The organism is Roseateles agri, from assembly GCF_034043675.1.
Taxonomy (GTDB): Bacteria; Pseudomonadota; Gammaproteobacteria; order Burkholderiales; family Burkholderiaceae_C; genus KK5.
Window position 1 is genome coordinate 347,254 of the sequence record NZ_JAXCLA010000007.1, and the last position, 17,301, is coordinate 364,554.

Here is a 17,301-nt window from a genome sequence, read left to right on the forward strand (position 1 = left end):
CTTGGATCCTTCTTAGTGCGCACCAGCGCCGCCGCCCGAGGGCGACTTGGTCTTGTCGGCGAACCACAGCACGACGATGCAGGCGAACAGCACGCCGGCCATCATCAGGAAGCCGTCGTTGTAGGCCATCACGTAGGACTCGCGGCGGACGATGCGGTCGATGGCCGCGATCGCCTGGCTGCCGGCCGTGGCGGGGTCGATGCCCGCGGCGATGAAGCCTTGCGTCATCTGGTCCAGCCGCGACTGCGTGGCGTCGGAGAGCAGGCTCACCGCCTCGCCGACACGCTCCGAGTGGAAGTGCTGGCGGTTGGTCAGCATCGTGGCGAGCATGGCGATGCCGATCGAGCCGCCGAGGTTGCGGGTCATGTTGAACAGGCTGGAGGCCGAGGGCGTGTCCTGCGGCGCGATGCCGTTCATCGCGAAGTTCGACAGGGTCAGCATGATGAAGGGCTGGCCCAGCGCCCGCACCACCTGCGACCACAGCAGCTCGTCGTAGCCGTAGGAGGCGTCCATGTAGCCGTTCATCAGGCAGGAGATGCCGAACAGCAGCAGGCCGATCGTGCACATGATGCGGTTGTCGATCTTGGATGAGAGCCGCGCCACGAAGGGCATGATGAACAGCTGCGGCAGGCCGGCCCACATGATCACCTCGCCGATCTGCATCGGCGTGTAGTTGGCGATCTGGCCCAGGTACAGCGGCAGCAGGAAGGACGAGCCGTACAGCGCCATGCCCGTCACCGCGGCCAGGGTGGCGGCCACGAAGAAGTTGCGGCGCAGGTACAGGCGCAGGTTGACGAAGGGCTCCTTGCGCAGCGCGCTGATCGCAATCCAGCCGACCAGGCCGACGATGGCCAGCGTGGCGAACAGGCGGATGAAGTTCGAGTCGAACCAGTCCTTCGAGTTGCCTTCTTCCAGGAAGATCGTCAGGCTGCCTAGACCCATCGCCATGAAGGCGATGCCGAGCCAGTCGGCGTTGGCGAGCAGCGCCCAGTTGCGGCGGTCCTTGTCCAGGCCGTAGGCGATGCCGGCGATCAGCAGCAGGCCGGGCACCCAGTTGATGTAGAAGATCGACGGCCAGCCGTAGAGCTCGGACAGGTAGCCGCCCAGGGTCGGGCCCAGCGTGGGCGCCATCGTGGCGGTGAGGCCGAACAGGGCCATGCCGGTGGCGCGCTTGCTCGGCGGCAGCTTGGCCATCACCAGCGTCATCGCCATCGGGATCAGCGCGCCGCCGGTGAAGCCCTGCATCATCCGGAACACGATCATGCTGGGCAGGTTCCAGGCCGCGCCGCAGAGCGTGGAGCATACGAGGAACAGCGCCGTCGTCGAGATCATGTAGGCGCGCAGGCCGAACACGCGGGCCAGCAGGCCCGTCAGCGGGATCACGACGATCTCGGCGCACAGGTAGGCGGTGGAGATCCAGGAGCCTTCCTCCTGCGTGGCCGACAGGGTGCCGAGGATGTCCTTCAGCGAGGAGTTGGTGATCTGGATGTCCAGCACCGCCATGAAGGCGCCGAGCAGGCCGGCAGCGACGGCGAACCAGGTGCGCGCATCGACCTTGGCGTCGTGCGCGGCCAGCATCGGCGCCAGTGCGGCGGAAGAGGAGGAGGCCATGATGCTCGCGCTCCCGGCGATCAGTTCTTCGATTGACGGAGGTCGACTTCGACGATGGCCGACATGCCCGGGGCGAGGCGACCGGCGAGGCGCTTCAGATCGGCGTCGGAGAAGGTCAGCTTGACCGGCACGCGCTGGACGATCTTCGTGAAGTTGCCGGTGGCGTTGTCGGCGGGCAGCAGCGCGAACTGGTTGCCGGAGGCTGGGGAGAAGCTGTCCAGCTTGGTCTTCAGGTGCTCGCCGGGCAGTGCGTCGATCGTCACGTCGACTTCCTGTCCGGGCTTCAGGCCGGCCAGCTGCGTTTCCTTGAAGTTGGCGTTGACCCAGACCTTGTCCTCGACGATGGCGGCGAGCTGCTGGCCCGGCTGCACGCGCGCACCGACCTCGACGCTGCGCTTGCCCAGGCGGCCGGCCACCGGCGCGAAGATCTTGTTGTACGAGAGCTGCTGCTCGGCATCCTTGGCCTGCGCCTGCAGCACCTTGATCTGCGCCTTCAGCACCTCGCGGGCCGATTGCGAGGCGCCGATCTGGGCCTGCGCGGCCTTGACGGCATCCGTCTTCGCGACGACATCGGCCGCGGCGCTGGCGCGCGCGGCAACGGCGGCGTCCAGCTCGGACTTGGCGACGGCCTTCATCTGCGAGTTGTAGAGCTGGCCGTAGCGCTCAGCGTCCTGGCGGGTGCGCTGGGCCTGGGCCTGAGCCTGCACGACCTGCGCCTGCGCGGCGCTGGCCGAGGCACGGGCCTGCGCGGTCTGCGCGTCGGCCTGGATCACCTGCTGCTCGACCTGCGCGATCTGCGCGTGGATCTGCTCCAGCTTGACGCGCTGGTCGGCGGGGTCGAGCTCGGCGATCACGTCGCCCTCCTTGACCCACTGGTTGTCATCGACTGCGACCTTCGTCACCACGCCGGAGATGCGCGCCGAGATCGGGTGCACGTGGCCAGTGATGTAGGCGTTCTCGGTCTCGACGAAGTTCGTCGCGCGCCAGTACATGCGGCCGCCGACGGCAAGGCCGGCCACGATCAGCACGCCAAGGATGACGAAGACGCGCGCCTTGTTCGGCGCAGGAGGAGTGGCCGCCGGGGCCGCGGGAGCCGGAGGAACGGCGGCGGCGGTAGCGGCTTCGGTCTTGGCGCTTTGGTTTTGCATGGCGCTGCTTCCTGGAAGAGGGGGAAATGAAATTCGATCGGCGCATTATTTGCGGGCAGGCTCCGCAAGTCAAGAAATGAAATCATGTCATTTCATTAAAGAGTGAATTAAAGTCATGGGCCATGGTCACCACTACCACTGCATCGTCGAAGAAGAAGCCCGTGCGCAAGACGGCCGGCCGCCCGCGCGCGGACGAGGTCGAGGCCCGCGCGGACGAACTGGCCCGCATCGCCGGCAAGCTGTTCCTGGAAAAGGGCTACAGCAAGGTCAGCCTGGAGATGATCGCCCGCGAGGCGCGCGTGGCGGTGCGCACGATCTACGTGAAGTTCGGCGGCAAGCCGGGCCTGCTCAGCGCGCTGCTATTGGCCAAGCGCGAGAAGTACTTCAGCGGCCTCGATCTGGCGCAGGATCCGCGGCCCTTGCAGGAAGTGATCGGCGATTTCTCCGCGCGCTTCTATGAGCTGATCTGTTCCGAGGAGGCGCTGGCGCTGCAGCGCATGCTGGCTGCCGAGTCCTGCACCAACCCCGAATTCGTGCGGACCTTCTTCGAGCAGGGCCCGAACCGGACCCGCGCGACGATCGCCGCCTACCTGGACCGGCCCGACGTCCGCGCGCAACTGCGCGAAGACGTGGCGCATGAGCTGCTGCCGGTCTTCCTGATCAACTGCATCCTCGGCGACCAATTGACACTGATGCTGCTGCGCCCGGCGCTGCCGTCGCCGGAGCAGCGCGCGAAGGAGCTCGCGCAGCGGCTCGACCTGTTCTACAAGGCAGTGCTGCGCTGAGCCTCAGCCCGTGTTCCGGAGGCCCGCCGCGATGCCGTTGATCGAGAGGTGGATGCCGCGCTGCACCTTCTCCATCGTCGGCTCGCTGGCGCGCTTTTCCGCCGGCACGGCGCGGTAGCGGCGCATCAGCTCGACCTGCAGGTGGTTCAGCGGGTCGATGTAGGGGAAGCGATGCTCGATCGAGCGGGCCAGCGCCGGGTTCGTCGCCAGGCGGCTCGCTTCGCCGGTGATCAGGCTCAGCGCGCTCTGCGTGCGCTCGAACTCGGCCTTCACTGCGGTGAAGATCTTCTTGCCCAGCTTCTTGTCCTCGACCAGCTCCACGTAGCGCTCGGCAATGCCGAGGTCGGTCTTGGCCAGCACCATGTCCAGGTTCGACAGCACGGTGCGGAAGAAGGGCCACTGCTTGTGCATGCGCTTGAGCAGGGCCAGGCCTTGCGCGTGTTCCGGCGTGCCTTCCTTGCCGAGGAAGTTCAGCACGGCCGAGCCGAAGCCGCACCAACCCGGCAGTGCCACGCGCGACTGGCCCCAGCTGAAGCCCCAGGGAATCGCGCGCAGGTCTTCGATCGCGCGGGTGGCCTTGCGCGAGGCCGGGCGCGAGCCGATGTTCAGCTCGGCGATCTCGCGGATCGGCGTGGCGGCGAAGAAGTAGTCGGCGAAGCCCGTGGTGTCGTAGACCAGGCCGCGGTAGGCCGCGAAGCTCAGGTCCGACAGCGACTGCGCGGCGTCGAGGAAGCTCTTCGGCGCGCTCTTCGTCGGGTTCAGCAGCGTGGCCTCCAGGGTGGCGGCCACCAGCGTCTCCAGGTTGCGGCGGCCGATCTCCGGGTTCGCGTACTTGGAGTTGATCACCTCGCCCTGTTCCGTCAGGCGGATCTGGCCGTTCACGGTGCCGGGAGGCTGGGCCAGGATGGCCTGGTAGCTCGGGCCGCCGCCGCGACCGACCGTGCCGCCGCGGCCGTGGAACAGGCGCAGGGTCACGCCCTTGGCCTGGGCGGAGCTGGCGAACATTTCGACCAGCGCGATCTCGGCGCGGTAGAGCTCCCAGGAGCTCGTGAACATGCCGCCGTCCTTGTTGGAATCGGAGTAGCCGAGCATCACGTCCTGCTCGGCGCCACCACGGTGGATCAGCTTCGAGATGCCGGGCAGCGCGTAGAACTCGCCCATGATCTCCGGCGCCACGCGCAGGTCGCCGATGGTCTCGAACAGCGGCGAGACGATCAGGTCGCAGACGGCCCCGCCGCCCGCCGGGCCGCCCCCAAGGGCGGCGGCACCCCCTCGGGGGGCAGCCTGCGTACCCGCAGGCGTGGGGGCTCCATCCTCATCGAGCGTGCCGCGCATCAGGCCGACTTCCTTCAAGAGCAGCAGCACCTCCAGCAGGTCGCTGACCGACTCGGTATGCGAAATGATGTAGTGGCGGATCGACTCGCGGCCGTAGCGCTTCAGCGCGTCGCGGGCGGCTTCGAAGATGGCCAGCTCGCCGATGGTCTTCTCGCTGTACTCGGCGCCGTGGACGCGCAGCGGGCGGGCGTCGTTCAGCAGCTTGACGAGCAGCGCACGGCGGGCGGCTTCGTCGAGGGCCGCGTAGTCCTTCTCGATGCGTGCATGCTGCAGCAGCTCGGCGACGACGGCCTCGTGCTGGTCCGAGCTCTGGCGCAGGTCCAGCGTGGCCAGGTGGAAGCCGAACACGCTGACCGCGCGGATCAGCGGCGTCAGGCGCGGCGCGATCAGGGCCTCGGCATGGTGGCTCTTCAGCGAGGCCGCGATCGTCTTCAGGTCGGCCAGCAGCTCGTCCGGCGAGCCATAGGCGTTCTGCGGCGCGACGGCGTGGCGCAGTGCCTCGGTGCCGGTCAGCTCGTGCAGGGTGGCGGCCAGGCGTGAGTACATGCCGGTCAGCGCGCGGCGGTAGGGCTCGTCCTTGCGGTGCTCGTTCTGGTCGGGGCTGCTCTCGGCCAGCGCCTGCATTGCGGGCGTGATGCTGGCCAGGCGCAGCGAGATCGACAGCTCGCCGCCCAGCGCGTGGATCTCGGTCAGATAGAAGCGCAGCGCGACCTCGCTCTGGCGCTTCAGCGCGTGGCGCAAGGTGGTGGCGGTGACGTTGGGGTTGCCGTCGCGGTCGCCGCCGATCCAGTTGCCCATGCGCAGGAAGCTCTTCAGCGCGTGGCCGGGCAGCGCCTCTTCCAGCTCGGCGTAGATCTTCGGGATCTCGCGCAGGAAGGTGGCCTGGTAGTAGGACAGCGCGTTCTCGATCTCGTCGGCGACGGTCAGCTTCGAGTAGCGCAGCATGCGGGTCTGCCACAGCTGGGTGACGCGGGCGCGCAGCATCGCTTCGTTCTCGCGCTTCTCGCGCTCGGTGTGCAGGGTGTCGCGCTGCTCGATCAGGCCGGCGATCGAGCGTTCGGCGTCAAGGATGCTCTTGCGCTGGACTTCGGTCGGGTGGGCGGTCAGCACCGGCGAGATGAAGCCGTGCTGCAGGGTCTTGGCGATCTCGGTCGGGCGCACGCCGTGCTCGTGCAGCTTTTCCAGCGCGAAGGCGAGCGAGCCTTCCTGCATGCTGCCGGCCCGCTCGTGGACTTCGCGGCGGCGCACGTGATGGCGGTCTTCGGCGATGTTGGCCAGGTGCGAGAAGTAGCTGAACGCGCGAATCACGCTGACGGCCTGCTCGCCCGAGAGGCTTTTCAGCAGCTTGTCGAAACTCTTGCCCGCCTGCGTGTCCTGCTTGAGCCGGTAGGCCACGGCCAGCTGCCGGATGCGCTCGACCAGCTCATAGGCCTCGCGACCCTCCTGCTCGCGGATCACCTCGCCGAGGATGCGGCCGAGCAGCCGGATGTCGTCCATCAGCGGCTGGTTCTTGTCGGCGACAAGGGCCTTGCGGTCGGGCTTCGCGGAGGACTTCTTGGAGGGCATGGCTGTCTCTCTGAAAGTTATGTAACGCAGTTACCGATTTTTGACTTTATCAGTTTCTTCGACCTCGACTGCTGCTCGCCCGGGCGGGATTCTTCGCTGTCTGATAATCGAAACATGACAAAAAAGATCACCATCGCCACGCGCGAAAGCCGGCTTGCGCTGTGGCAGGCCGAGCATGTGCGCACGCTCTTGCAAGAACGGGGCCTGACGGTCGAGCTGCTGGGCATGACGACCCGTGGCGACCAGATCCTGGACCGCACCCTGTCCAAGGTCGGTGGCAAGGGCCTGTTCGTCAAGGAACTGGAAACGGCGCTGGAGGAAGGCCGCGCGCAACTGGCCGTGCACTCGCTGAAGGACGTGCCGATGGAGCTGCCCGAGGGCTTCGAGCTGGCCGCGATTCTGGAGCGCGAGGATCCACGCGATGCCTTCGTGTCGCCGCGCTTCGCCAGCCTGGCCGAGCTGCCGCAGGGCGCCGTGGTTGGCACCTCCAGCCTGCGCCGCGTGGTGCAACTGAAAGCGATGCGCCCGGACCTGCGCATCGAACCGGTGCGCGGCAACCTGGACACGCGGCTGCGCAAGCTCGACGAGGGCGGCTACGACGCGATCGTGCTGGCCGTGGCGGGCCTCAAGCGGCTGGGCCTGGCGGAACGCATCCGCGCCTGCTTCACGGTGGAGGAGATGATTCCCTGCGCCGGCCAGGGCGCGCTGGGCATCGAGATCCGCAGCGACGATGCAGCGCTGCGCGAGGCGCTCGCGCCGCTGATCGACCGGCCGACCTGGCTCGCGACGCAGGCCGAGCGCGCGGTGTCACGCTCTCTCGGTGGCAGTTGCAGCATGCCGCTGGCGGCGCATGCGGTGTGGGCCGGTGATGAGCTGCGGATCGATGTGGCGTTGGGACACCCGGAAGAAACGGGTCGCACGCTGCTGAAGGCGCAGCTCGGCGCCTTCGTGCGCAGCGACGCGGAGGCTCGCGAACTTGGCGAGCGCGCGGCGCAGGCGCTGCGCGAGCAGGGCGCCGAGGCCTACCTGGCCTGATGGAGGCCGGCACGCTGGTGCTGACCCGGCCGCGCCAGCAGGCCGGCGAGTGGATCGAGCGCCTGGCCGCCCAGGGCCTTGCCGCGCGCAGCCTGCCGCTGATCGACGTGACGGCGGCCGATGGCGGCGATGCCGCGAAGGCTTGGTCCTCCCTGCCTGGCGCTGCGCTGGCCGTTTTCGTCAGCCCCAACGCCGTCGAGCATTTCTTCGCCCATCGATCCGCAGGCGCTTCGTGGCCGGCAGGCACGCTGGCCGCCTGCGTCGGCCCGGGCAGTGCGCGGGCCTTGCGCGAGGCGGGCGTGCCCGCTGGAGCGATCGTCCAGCCGCCGGCCGATGCGCCGAGCCTCGATTCCGAGCACCTGTGGCCGCAGCTGGCGGACCTCGATTGGCAGGGGCGCCAGGTGCTGCTGCTGCGTGGCAATGGCGGGCGTGAATGGCTGGCCGAGCGCTTGCGCGAGCGCGGGGCCACGGCGACGCCCTTCAGCGTCTACCGCCGTGGGCCGCCGCGTTTCGATGTTCAAGAGCAAGCGCTGTTCGAAGCGATCCTGGCCGCGCCGCGTGACTACGTCTGGTTGTTCAGCAGCGCGGAGGGCGTGGGCCATCTCGGTGATCTGGCGCCGGCCGCAGCGGACTGGTCGCAGGGTGCATGCATCTGCACGCACGAGCGCATCGCGGCGGCTGCGCGAGGGCTCGGCTTCACCGCTGTCGCATCCGCGCGACCGGACGCGGCGGCCGTCGCCCAGGCCTTCCGGGCACTGCAAAAGGGCGACCTACAATCGTTTTCACCGTGAGCGATACCTCCTCCAATACGCCAGCGACCGAGACTGTCGCATCCGCCGTGACGCCTTATGCGGCGCACGCCGTCGTCCCGAGACCCGTGGTGCCGGCCTGGCTGCTGCTTGGTGCGCTGGTGCTGGCCGTGACCTCGGTGGCCGGCCTTGCCGTCGCCTGGCACGGCCTGGACCGCCAGCGCGCGCTGGAGCAGGAGCTGGTGCGCCGCCAGGACGCCAGCCGTGGCGAGGCCAGCGAGGCACAGGCGCAATCGAAGCAGGCGCAAGACCTGGCACGCGATACCGCGGCCAAGGTGGCGCTGCTGGATGCGCGGCTCGCCGAGGTCGCGCTGCAGCGCGGACAGCTGGAGGATCTGATCCAGTCGATGTCCCGCTCGCGCGACGAGAACATCGTCGTGGACATCGAGGCCTCGGTGCGCGTCGCCGTGCAGCAGACGGTGATCACCGGTAGCGCCGAACCGCTGGTGGCCGCGCTGAAGCAGGCCGACGACCGGCTGCTGCGCTACAAGCAGCCGCGCTTCGAGGGCATCCGCCGCGCCGTGGCGCGCGATCTGGACCGCATCAAATCGCTCAGCGTCGTCGACGTATCGACCCTGGCGATCAAGCTCGACGAGGTGGTGCGCCTGCTGGATGACCTGCCGCTGCTGGCCAGCGCCGAGCGCGATGCGCCGGAAGCTGCGCCGGCCAAGCGCGTCGTCAAGGCGCCGGCCGCCGCGGCATCGGTGCCCGTGGCCGATGGCGAGATGTCGCAGTGGCTGGGCCAGGCGCGCCAGCGCTGGGACGATGCGGTCAAGCTCGTCTGGGGCGAGACCCGCTCGCTGATTCGCGTGACGCGCATCGATCATCCCGAGGGCATGCTGATCGCGCCGGACCAGAGCTTCTTCCTGCGCGAGAACCTGAAGCTGCGCCTGCTGAATGCCCGCCTGGCGCTGCTGAGCCGCCAGTTCGACACCGCGCAGTCCGACCTGCGTGACGTGCAAGAGACGATGGGCCGCTACTTCGACGTGCATTCGCGCAAGGTTGTCGCCGCGACCGAGCTGATGCGTCAGGTCACTGGCCAGGCGCGCCAGATCACCGTGCCGCGGCCCGACGACACGCTGGCCGCGCTGGCGGCCGCGGGCCGCTGAGGGACGCGATCGATGCGCACGATCATCTGGCTGGTACTTCTCTTTGCTTTTGCCGTCGTCGCGGCGCTGATGCTGGGCAGCAATGACGGCCTCGCCAGCTTCTACTGGAGCGGCTGTCGGCTCGACGTCTCGCTGAACCTCTTTCTGCTGGTGCTGGTGGGCAGCTGCTTCGCGCTGGTCACCGCGATCAATGCGATCAACTCGCTGATCTCGCTGCCGCGCCGCGCGCGCGAATGGCGCGTGGCCCAGCGCGAGCGCAGCGCGCAGATGGCGCTGCGCGAGGCGCTGGCCGAGTTCTTCGGCGGCCGCTACAGCCGCGCGCAGAAGGCAGCGCAGAAGGCGCTGAACATCCAGTCCGCCACGCCCGAACTGGCGCAGGATCATTCCTTCATGGCGCTGGCCCACCTGATGGCCGCGAGCAGCGCGCACCGCCTGCAGGACCGGCGCCGGCGCGACGAGCAACTGCAGCTGGCACTCTCGCTGTCCAAGCGCGGCGCGCTGGAGGAGGGCGCCCGGCTGCTGGCGGCCGAGTGGGCACTCGACGACCGCGATGCCGGCCGTGCGCTCGAACTGCTCGGCGAGCTGACACCAGGCGTGGCCCGCCGCACGCAGGCGCTACGGCTGAAGCTGCAAGCGGCTCGCTTCTCCAAGCACTCGCTGGAGGCGCTGCGCACGGCGCGCCTGCTGGCCAAACACCAGGGCTTCTCCAAGTCTGCAGCCCAGGGTCTGCTGCGCGCGCTGGCCTTCGAGGCGCTGGATGCCGCACGCGACGTCGACCAGTTGCGCGCCGCCTGGCTGCAGCTCGACGGTGCCGATCGCCGCGATGCCATCGTCGCTGCCCGTGCTGCGCAATGTGCCGCGGCACTCGGTGCACCGGAAGACGGCCGCGGCTGGCTGCGTCCGTTCTGGGACGACATCGGCGACCTGCCGGTCGACGAGCGCGCCGCACTGGCCGAAGCGCTGGTGCCGGTGCTGCCCGGCGTCGGCGCCGAATGGCTGCAGCGCCTCGAATCGGCGGTGCAACGCTTTCCGCGCGACAAGTACCTCGCCTATGCGCTGGGCCACGCGCTGGCCGAGCGCCAGCTGTGGGGCAAGGCCCGGCTGATGCTGGAGCAGGTCAGCGACGACCGCGCGATGCCTGTTGCTGCGCGCCGTCGCAGCTGGCTGAGGCTGGCCGCGTTGGCCGAGCAGGACGGCGACATGGAACGCCGCGCACGCTGCCACGAGGCCGCCGCGCTGCTGGCTTGAGAAGATCTTGCCGGAGCGGAAATTTCCATGCTATAGTGCAAGGCTTCGCGGCTGTAGCTCAGTTGGATAGAGTACTTGGCTACGAACCAAGGGGTCGTGGGTTCGAATCCTGCCAGCCGCACCATAAAAAGAAGAGTCGACGGGTCAGATGCGCAAGCGTCTGGCCCGTTTTCCGTTTCTGGGTGCCTCGAGGCACCCGAATTGCCAGAGCGAACGCATCTGATCCCGATCGAGGTTCGTATGGCATCCATTTCCCCTGAGACGAAAGTCGGCTCGAAGCGCCGCGCCAATGGCTCCGACGACGTGCAGTTGCCGCACGAGCGCGATGAGTCGGTCGGTGCGGACTCCACCTCCCGCCAGGGCACCGGCGCTGCAGGCGAGAAGCAACGCTGCATTGGCCGGCAGGCGGCCGACGATCTGCAGCAAGGGCAGGTCGACACGGACCTGCACGCGACGCCCGGCCTGGATGCCGAGAGGCGCGGCAGGATTGCAGGCCCTCCCGCCAAACGCAGCCGTTGAGCTGCGGCCCGGCTGCAATATTTATCCGAGTTTCATTCGGAGCCCGCAAAGCTCATGCTATAGTGCAAGGCTTCGCGGCTGTAGCTCAGTTGGATAGAGTACTTGGCTACGAACCAAGGGGTCGTGGGTTCGAATCCTGCCAGCCGCACCAGAAAAAGAAGAGAAATCACGGGTCAGATGCGCAAGCGTCTGACCCGTTTTCCGTTCTACGCGTGCTCCTTTTCTCCGCCTGCTCATCTGGACGATGACGGGCCCCCTCAGTCGAGGGGAGGAAATGGTTTGCGTGCAACACGAGCGCCACCAGATGCGGGTAGAACTGGGGCCAAGGAGAAGTTCACGATGATGTACGACGTTCCCGCTTCGCCTTCAATGCCATCCACTCCGCTTGCCGCAGACCAAGCGCATGAACAGTCTGGCAACGAGTCCGCCAACGACCGATTGCGTGACCTGGTTGCAGCTTCGGGTCTTCCGACTGCCGTGGCGATGACTGTTTTCAACCGGGGTCTCGGCGCCACCGGTTGCACCGAAACCCAATGGAAGGGTTTCCTGGCCGACGCCGGCTCGGCGCGCTTCGTCCCGCTTTCTGACGACTGGCTGTCACACGCCATCGAGCAGTTCGCACGCATCGGCGTGCCGGGCGAATTGGCATAGATCGGCGTCAAGACGCTCTCGTGCGCTTGGCGCGCGCCGCACATGCGGCGCAAACACGGCGCAAACGCAATACTGCTAGTCTCCGCGCTGCCAGGAGACCCTCTCGCGGCGTCTCCCGTTGTTGTCTTCCGATCGATGAACGACGCACAAGGAGAGCGCCAGATGGGCCAATTGAACGTCAACGGCAGTCCGCGTGAATTCGAGGCCGAGCCCGACACGCCGCTGCTGTGGGTGCTGCGTGAGCAGCTGGGTCTGACGGGTACCAAGTACGGTTGCGGCATCGCCCAGTGCGGCGCCTGCACCGTGCACCTGGATGGCGTCGCGACGCGCTCCTGCGTGCGTCCGGTCTCCACCTTGTCCGGCAGCGAGAAGATCGTGACGATCGAGGGCCTGTCCAAGGACGCCAGCCATCCGGTGCAGCGCGCCTGGGACGAGTTGGACGTGCCGCAGTGCGGCTTCTGCCAGAGCGGCATGATCATGGCGGCCGTCGTGCTGCTGAAGGCCAAGCCCAAACCCACCGACGCGGACATCGATGCCGCGATGACCAACATCTGCCGCTGTGGCACCTACAACCGCGTGCGCGCCGCGATCCACCTCGCGGCCGGTCAACTGCAGCGCAAGCAGATCGCCATCACGATCCAGACGGAAGGCGGTGTCGCATGAACAGCCGCCGTCATTTTCTCAAGACCTCGGTCGGCGCCGCTGGCGGCCTGATGGTCGGCTTCCACATCCCTGCGCTTGCCGACACTCCGGCCGCCAACCCTGAGTTGAACGCCTGGGTGCTGATCCAGCCGGACGAAACGGTCGTCATCCGCATCGCCCGCTCCGAGATGGGCCAAGGCACGCTGACGGGCCTCGCGCAGTTGGTGGCCGAGGAGCTCGGCTGCGACTGGGCTCGCGTGCGCACCGAGTACCCGACACCCGGCCAGAACCTCGCGCGCAATCGCGTCTGGGGCAGCTTTTCGACCGGCGGCAGCCGAGGCATCCGCGAGTCCAACGACTACGTGCGCAAGGGCGGCGCGGCGGCGCGGATGATGCTCGTGGCCGCGGCAGCCGCGCAGTGGCAGTGCGCCGCTGCCGATTGCAAGGTCAGCAGAGGCGAGGTGGTGCACGAGGCCTCCGGCCGGCGCCTGAGCTACGGCAAGCTCGCCGACGCCGCTGCGCGCCTGCCGGCGCCGACTGACGTCGTGCTGAAGGACCCGTGCGAGTGGAACCTTGCCGGCAAGCCGATGAAGCGACTGGACACCCGCGGCAAGCTCGATGGCTCGCAGATCTACGGCATGGACCTGACGATGCCGGGCATGCTGAACGCCGCGATCCGCGCCTGCCCCGTCTTCGGCGGCAAGGTGAAGGGCTTCGATGCGGCGAAGGTCGCGTCCATGCCTGGCGTGAAGAAGGTGCTGCAGGTGGACGACTCGTCCGTTGCCGTGGTTGCCGACACCTGGTGGCGCGCGAAGACGGCGCTCGAGGCGCTGGAGATCGTCTGGGACGAGGGGCCGAACGCGAAGACCAGCAGCGCCGACGTCGCCGCGATGCTGAAGGCCGGCCTCGACGCCGACGACGCCGTGGCCTTCAACAAGCAGGGCGACGCGCGGGCAGGGCTGGCCGGTGCGGCGCGGAAGATCGAGGCCGTCTACGCCTGCCCGCACCAGAATCACGCGACGATGGAAGTGATGAACGCCACCGCGCGTTGGACGCCGGAGCGCTGCGAGGTCTGGACGCCGACACAGAACGGCGAGGCCTCGCTGGCCACCGTCATCGAGACCTCGGGCCTGCCTGCCGCGCAGTGCGAGGTCTACAAGCTGCATCTGGGCGGTGGCTTCGGCCGGCGCGGTGCGGCGCAGGACTGGGTCGCGCAGGTGGTCAACATCGCCAAGCAGATGCCCGGCACGCCGGTCAAGCTGATCTGGAGCCGCGAGGAGGACATGCAGCACGGCCGCTACCACCCGGTCACGCAGTGCAAGCTGCAGGCCGGCATCGACGCGAGTGGCAAGGTCACGGCGCTGCACATGCGGATCTCCGGCCAGTCCATCGTCGCCGGGCTGTTTCCCGAGAACATCAAGAACGGTCTGGACCCGGTCGTGTTCCAGGGCCTGAACCCGGGTGGGGCCGAGGGCGCCTTCGGCTACGCCGTGCCGAACCTGCTGATCGACCACGCGATGCGCAACCCTCCGGTGCCGCCGGGCTTCTGGCGCGGCGTGAACCTGAATCAGAACGCGATCTACCTGGAGTGCTTCATCGACGAAGTGGCCCATGCGTTGAAGCGCGATCCGCTGGCCCTGCGCCGCGAGCTGCTGGCGAACTCGCCCAAGCACCTGGCCGTGCTGAACGCAGTGGCGGAGAAGGGCGGCTGGGGCAAGCTGGCGCCCAAGGGCCACTACCGCGGCCTCGCGCAGATCATGGGCTTCGGCAGCTACGTGGCGGCTTGCGCCGAGATCTCGGTCGACCGCAAGAGCGGGGAAGTTCGGGTCCACAAGATCACCGCGGCCACCGACCCAGGCCATGCCGTCAACCCGCAGCAGATCGCGGCGCAGGTCGAAGGCTCGTTCGCCTACGGCCTGTCGGCCGCGCTGTTCGGCCAGTGCACGCTGAAGGACGGCCGCATCGAGCAGAGCAACTTCGGCGACTACCCGGTGATGAAGATGGAGCACATGCCCAAGGTCGAGGCCATCGTGATGCCCTCGGGCGGCTTCTGGGGCGGCGTCGGCGAGCCGACGATCGCCGTCGCAGCGCCGGCCGTGCTGAATGCGGTGTTCGCGGCCACCGGCAAGCGCATCCGCGAGCTGCCGCTGCGGCTGCACAGCCTGAAGGCCTGAGCAAAGTGCGTGACATGCGGGGTCAGGTCTTGATGCTGGCCCTCCTGACCGCCATGCATGCTCACGCAGAGCCCGGCGATCCGGCGCGCGGCCGCGCCATAGTCGCGAGCCGCCAGCAGGGCCTGTGCCTGCTGTGCCACAGCGCGCCGATCCCCGAAGAGCGCTTCCAGGGCACGCTGGCGCCCGATCTGGCCGGCGCTGGTTCGCGCTGGACAGCGGCGCAGCTGCGCGCCAAGCTCGCCGACGGCCGGCGCGACAACCCGGCCAGCATCATGCCGGCCTACTACAGCACGGAGGGCCTGCAGCAGGTCGGCGAGACCTGGCGCGGGCGCACGATCTTCACGGCCCAGCAGCTGGACGATGTGGTTGCCTACCTGGAGACGCTCAAGTGAAGCGCCGCGCCTTGCTCGGCTGGCTGGCGCTCAGCGGGCAACTGGCGAGCGCCAGCACCGAGGAGCTGCGCGCGGCCATCCTCCTCTACACCGGCGGCGTGGAGCCGAAGCCGGGTGGCGTGCAGATCGACATCGCACCGCTGGTCGAGAACGGCAACGCCGTGCCGGTGACCTTGCGCGTGGATGACAGTCCGATGCGGCCGGACGACTACGTGCAGGGCATTGCTCTGTTCAACCAGCTGAACCCGCAGCGCGACGTCGCGCGCTTCAGCCTGACGCCCGCCTCTGGCAAGGCTCAAGTGGCCACGCGGATCCGCCTCGCCACGAGCCAGCAACTCGTGGCGGTGGCCAAGCTCAGCGACGGCAGCTATCGCTCGCAGGCGGTGGATGTGGTCGTCACGCTGGCGGCCTGCGTCGAATAGTGGAGAGGAAGGCTGCATGGCGCGCGTGCTGATCACGATGCCGGCCGAGGCGAAGCGCGGCGAGATCATCGAGATCCGCTGCCTGATCGCCCATCCGATGGAGACGGGCTATCGCACCGGAGACGACGGCCGGCGCCTGACCCGCAACATCATCCGCCGCTTCCGCTGCTCCTTCGGTGGCGAGCCGGTGTTCAGCGCCGAGCTGTTCCCCGCCGTGGCGGCCAACCCGCTGATCAGCTTCTGGCTGCGCGCCAGCGAAAGCGGCGAGCTGCGCTTCAGCTGGGAGGGCGACGAGGGCTTTTCGCAGGCCGAGACGCGGGTGCTGACGGTGACATGAGACGCGCGCTGGTCGCCCTGCTGCTGTTGCCGCTGCTGCTGGGCGCCAGTGCGCCGCGCCGCAGCGGCTACGACATGATGAGCCCCGCGCTGCAGGCGATGCAGCGCGACGACGGCAGCAACCCGGCCATGCTTTGGGCCGACGGCGGCCGGGCGTTGTGGCAGCAGTGGGCCTGCGGCCGTTGCCATGCACCTGCCGAGCAGTCGATGCGTGGCGTGGCGGCGCGCTATCCGGCCTTCGACGCGGCGCTGAAGAAGCCGATCACCTTGGCTCAACGCATCCAGCAGTGCCGGCGTCTCGACCACGGCGCCGAGCTGCCCCCCGAGAGCGAAGACCTGCTGAGCATCAGCGCCTGGATCGCGCTGCAGTCGCGCGGGCAACCGGTGGCGCCGCCGGCCGATGAGCGGCTGCAGCCCTTCCGCGCGCGGGGCCAGGTCTTGTTCGAGCGGCGCATCGGCCAGCTGAACCTGTCCTGCGCGCAGTGCCATGACCAGCGCGCCGGCGAGAAGCTGGGCGGCAGCACGATCCCCGAGGCGCACCCGACCGGCTACCCGCTGTACCGGCTCGAATGGCAGGGCCTGGGTTCCCTGCAGCGGCGCCTGCGCAACTGCGCGGCCGGCGTGCGCGCTCAGCCCTGGGACTGGAACGCCGAGGAAATGGTGGATCTGGAGCTCTACCTGATGCAGCGCGCCGCGGGCATGGCTATGGACGCACCGGCGGTGCGACCATAACGGCGAAGTTCAGTGCCGCTTGTACTGGGTGGCGCCGAACAGCATCTCGCGTGCCTTGTCGGTGATCTGCGGCTGGCGCGCGTTGGCCAGCACCTCGACGCCGCGCTGCACGGCAGGCCGTGCGGCGATCTCGTCGAACCAGCCCTTGAGGTGCGGGTACTCGCCCATCTCGACGCCCTGGTTCTTCCAGGAGCGCAGCCACGGGAAGATCGCCATGTCGGCGATGCCGTACTGCTTGCCGGCGATGTAGGTGGACGAGGCCAGGCGCTTGTCCATCACGCCGTACAGGCGCTTGGCCTCGTTCGTGTAGCGGTCGATCGCGTAGGCGATCTTCTCGGGCGCGTAGATGCGGAAGTGGTGGGCCTGGCCCAGCATCGGGCCAACGCCGCCCATCTGGAACATCAGCCACTGCAGCGCCTCGTACTTGCCGCGTGTGTCTTCTGGCATGAAGCGGCCCGTCTTGCCGGCCAGATAGAGCAAAATGGCGCCGGACTCGAAGAGGGAAATGGGCCTGCCGTCGGGGCCGTCAGGATCGACGATGGCGGGGATCTTGTTGTTGGGGCTGATGGCAAGAAACGCCGACCCGAACTGGGCGCCGCTGCCGATGTCCACTGGAATCACCCGATAGGGGAGGCCGCATTCCTCCAGCATGATGTGGACCTTGTGGCCGTTCGGCGTGGGCCATGAATAGACTTCGATCACCTTGTTGTCCTTGCGCAGTCCCGAGACCTATTCCGTTGCATTCTCCTGACTCATGGTTTTAAAGCAAGTCAAACACTGGTTTGTC

At 68.1% G+C, this 17,301-nt stretch carries 17 protein-coding genes and 2 tRNA genes; 15 read left to right on the forward strand and 4 right to left on the reverse strand.

Going from position 1 to position 17,301, the window contains the following annotated elements; genetic code table 11:
• Positions 1–12 precede the first annotated feature (12 nt).
• Together SNE35_RS21955 and SNE35_RS21960 are read right to left on the reverse strand one after the other, a co-directional pair.
• The gene (locus tag SNE35_RS21955) at positions 13–1,611 is read right to left on the reverse strand and encodes a DHA2 family efflux MFS transporter permease subunit (protein ID WP_320425149.1); all 1,599 of its coding nucleotides are present in this window, start codon (positions 1,609–1,611) and stop codon (positions 13–15) included.
• A 20-nt stretch (positions 1,612–1,631) separates the two neighbouring features.
• Positions 1,632–2,759: an HlyD family secretion protein gene (locus SNE35_RS21960; RefSeq protein WP_320425150.1), complete on the reverse strand. Its 1,128-nt coding sequence runs from the start codon at positions 2,757–2,759 to the stop codon at positions 1,632–1,634.
• A 122-nt stretch (positions 2,760–2,881) separates the two neighbouring features.
• Here SNE35_RS21960 and SNE35_RS21965 point away from each other — a divergent pair, with 122 nt between their 5' ends.
• A complete protein-coding gene (locus tag SNE35_RS21965) occupies positions 2,882–3,544 on the forward strand; it encodes a TetR/AcrR family transcriptional regulator (RefSeq protein ID WP_320425151.1) in 663 nt (220 codons plus the stop codon).
• 3 nt (positions 3,545–3,547) lie between these two features.
• Here the strand turns inward: SNE35_RS21965 and ppc are convergent, their stop codons facing one another.
• Entirely contained in the window at positions 3,548–6,445 is a 2,898-nt protein-coding gene (ppc, locus tag SNE35_RS21970; protein WP_320425152.1) for a phosphoenolpyruvate carboxylase, read from the reverse strand.
• A 114-nt stretch (positions 6,446–6,559) separates the two neighbouring features.
• On the opposite strand from ppc, the gene hemC reads away from it, so the two are divergent.
• The 14 genes from hemC (at position 6,560) to soxA (ending at position 16,514) form a co-directional block, all read left to right on the forward strand.
• Positions 6,560–7,480: a hydroxymethylbilane synthase gene (gene hemC / locus SNE35_RS21975; protein ID WP_320425153.1), complete on the forward strand. Its 921-nt coding sequence runs from the start codon at positions 6,560–6,562 to the stop codon at positions 7,478–7,480.
• Positions 7,480–8,271 (forward strand): uroporphyrinogen-III synthase, encoded by a 792-nt coding sequence (locus SNE35_RS21980; RefSeq protein ID WP_320425154.1) that lies wholly within the window; start codon positions 7,480–7,482, stop codon positions 8,269–8,271. The genes hemC and SNE35_RS21980 overlap by 1 nt, the downstream gene beginning before the upstream one ends.
• Entirely contained in the window at positions 8,268–9,398 is a 1,131-nt protein-coding gene (locus SNE35_RS21985; protein ID WP_320425155.1) for a uroporphyrinogen-III C-methyltransferase, read from the forward strand. Before SNE35_RS21980 ends, SNE35_RS21985 begins: the two co-directional genes overlap by 4 nt.
• Before the next feature lie 12 nt (positions 9,399–9,410).
• Complete coding sequence (locus tag SNE35_RS21990; RefSeq protein ID WP_320425156.1) at positions 9,411–10,646, forward strand: heme biosynthesis HemY N-terminal domain-containing protein; 1,236 nt, start codon at positions 9,411–9,413, stop codon at positions 10,644–10,646.
• Positions 10,647–10,693: 47 nt separating this feature from the next.
• Positions 10,694–10,770, forward strand: a tRNA-Arg gene (locus SNE35_RS21995).
• Positions 10,771–10,886: 116 nt separating this feature from the next.
• Positions 10,887–11,165 (forward strand): hypothetical protein, encoded by a 279-nt coding sequence (locus tag SNE35_RS22000; RefSeq protein WP_320425157.1) that lies wholly within the window; start codon positions 10,887–10,889, stop codon positions 11,163–11,165.
• Between the two features lie 74 nt (positions 11,166–11,239).
• Positions 11,240–11,316, forward strand: a tRNA-Arg gene (locus SNE35_RS22005).
• Positions 11,317–11,504: 188 nt separating this feature from the next.
• Positions 11,505–11,816: a hypothetical protein gene (locus SNE35_RS22010; protein ID WP_320425158.1), complete on the forward strand. Its 312-nt coding sequence runs from the start codon at positions 11,505–11,507 to the stop codon at positions 11,814–11,816.
• 162 nt (positions 11,817–11,978) lie between these two features.
• Complete coding sequence (locus SNE35_RS22015; RefSeq protein ID WP_320425159.1) at positions 11,979–12,479, forward strand: (2Fe-2S)-binding protein; 501 nt, start codon at positions 11,979–11,981, stop codon at positions 12,477–12,479.
• Positions 12,476–14,632: a xanthine dehydrogenase family protein molybdopterin-binding subunit gene (locus SNE35_RS22020; protein WP_320425160.1), complete on the forward strand. Its 2,157-nt coding sequence runs from the start codon at positions 12,476–12,478 to the stop codon at positions 14,630–14,632. Before SNE35_RS22015 ends, SNE35_RS22020 begins: the two co-directional genes overlap by 4 nt.
• 53 nt (positions 14,633–14,685) lie before the next feature.
• A complete protein-coding gene (soxX, locus tag SNE35_RS22025) occupies positions 14,686–15,024 on the forward strand; it encodes a sulfur oxidation c-type cytochrome SoxX (RefSeq protein ID WP_320425161.1) in 339 nt (112 codons plus the stop codon).
• Positions 15,021–15,446: a thiosulfate oxidation carrier protein SoxY gene (locus SNE35_RS22030; RefSeq protein ID WP_320425162.1), complete on the forward strand. Its 426-nt coding sequence runs from the start codon at positions 15,021–15,023 to the stop codon at positions 15,444–15,446. The genes soxX and SNE35_RS22030 overlap by 4 nt, the downstream gene beginning before the upstream one ends.
• 16 nt (positions 15,447–15,462) lie before the next feature.
• Complete coding sequence (gene soxZ, locus SNE35_RS22035) at positions 15,463–15,783, forward strand: thiosulfate oxidation carrier complex protein SoxZ (RefSeq protein WP_320425163.1); 321 nt, start codon at positions 15,463–15,465, stop codon at positions 15,781–15,783.
• On the forward strand, positions 15,780–16,514 hold the full coding sequence (soxA, locus tag SNE35_RS22040) for a sulfur oxidation c-type cytochrome SoxA (protein WP_320425164.1): 735 nt from the start codon (positions 15,780–15,782) through the stop codon (positions 16,512–16,514). The genes soxZ and soxA overlap by 4 nt, the downstream gene beginning before the upstream one ends.
• A gap of 9 nt (positions 16,515–16,523) precedes the next feature.
• Here the strand turns inward: soxA and SNE35_RS22045 are convergent, their stop codons facing one another.
• Complete coding sequence (locus SNE35_RS22045; RefSeq protein ID WP_320425165.1) at positions 16,524–17,216, reverse strand: glutathione binding-like protein; 693 nt, start codon at positions 17,214–17,216, stop codon at positions 16,524–16,526.
• Positions 17,217–17,301 lie beyond the last annotated feature (85 nt).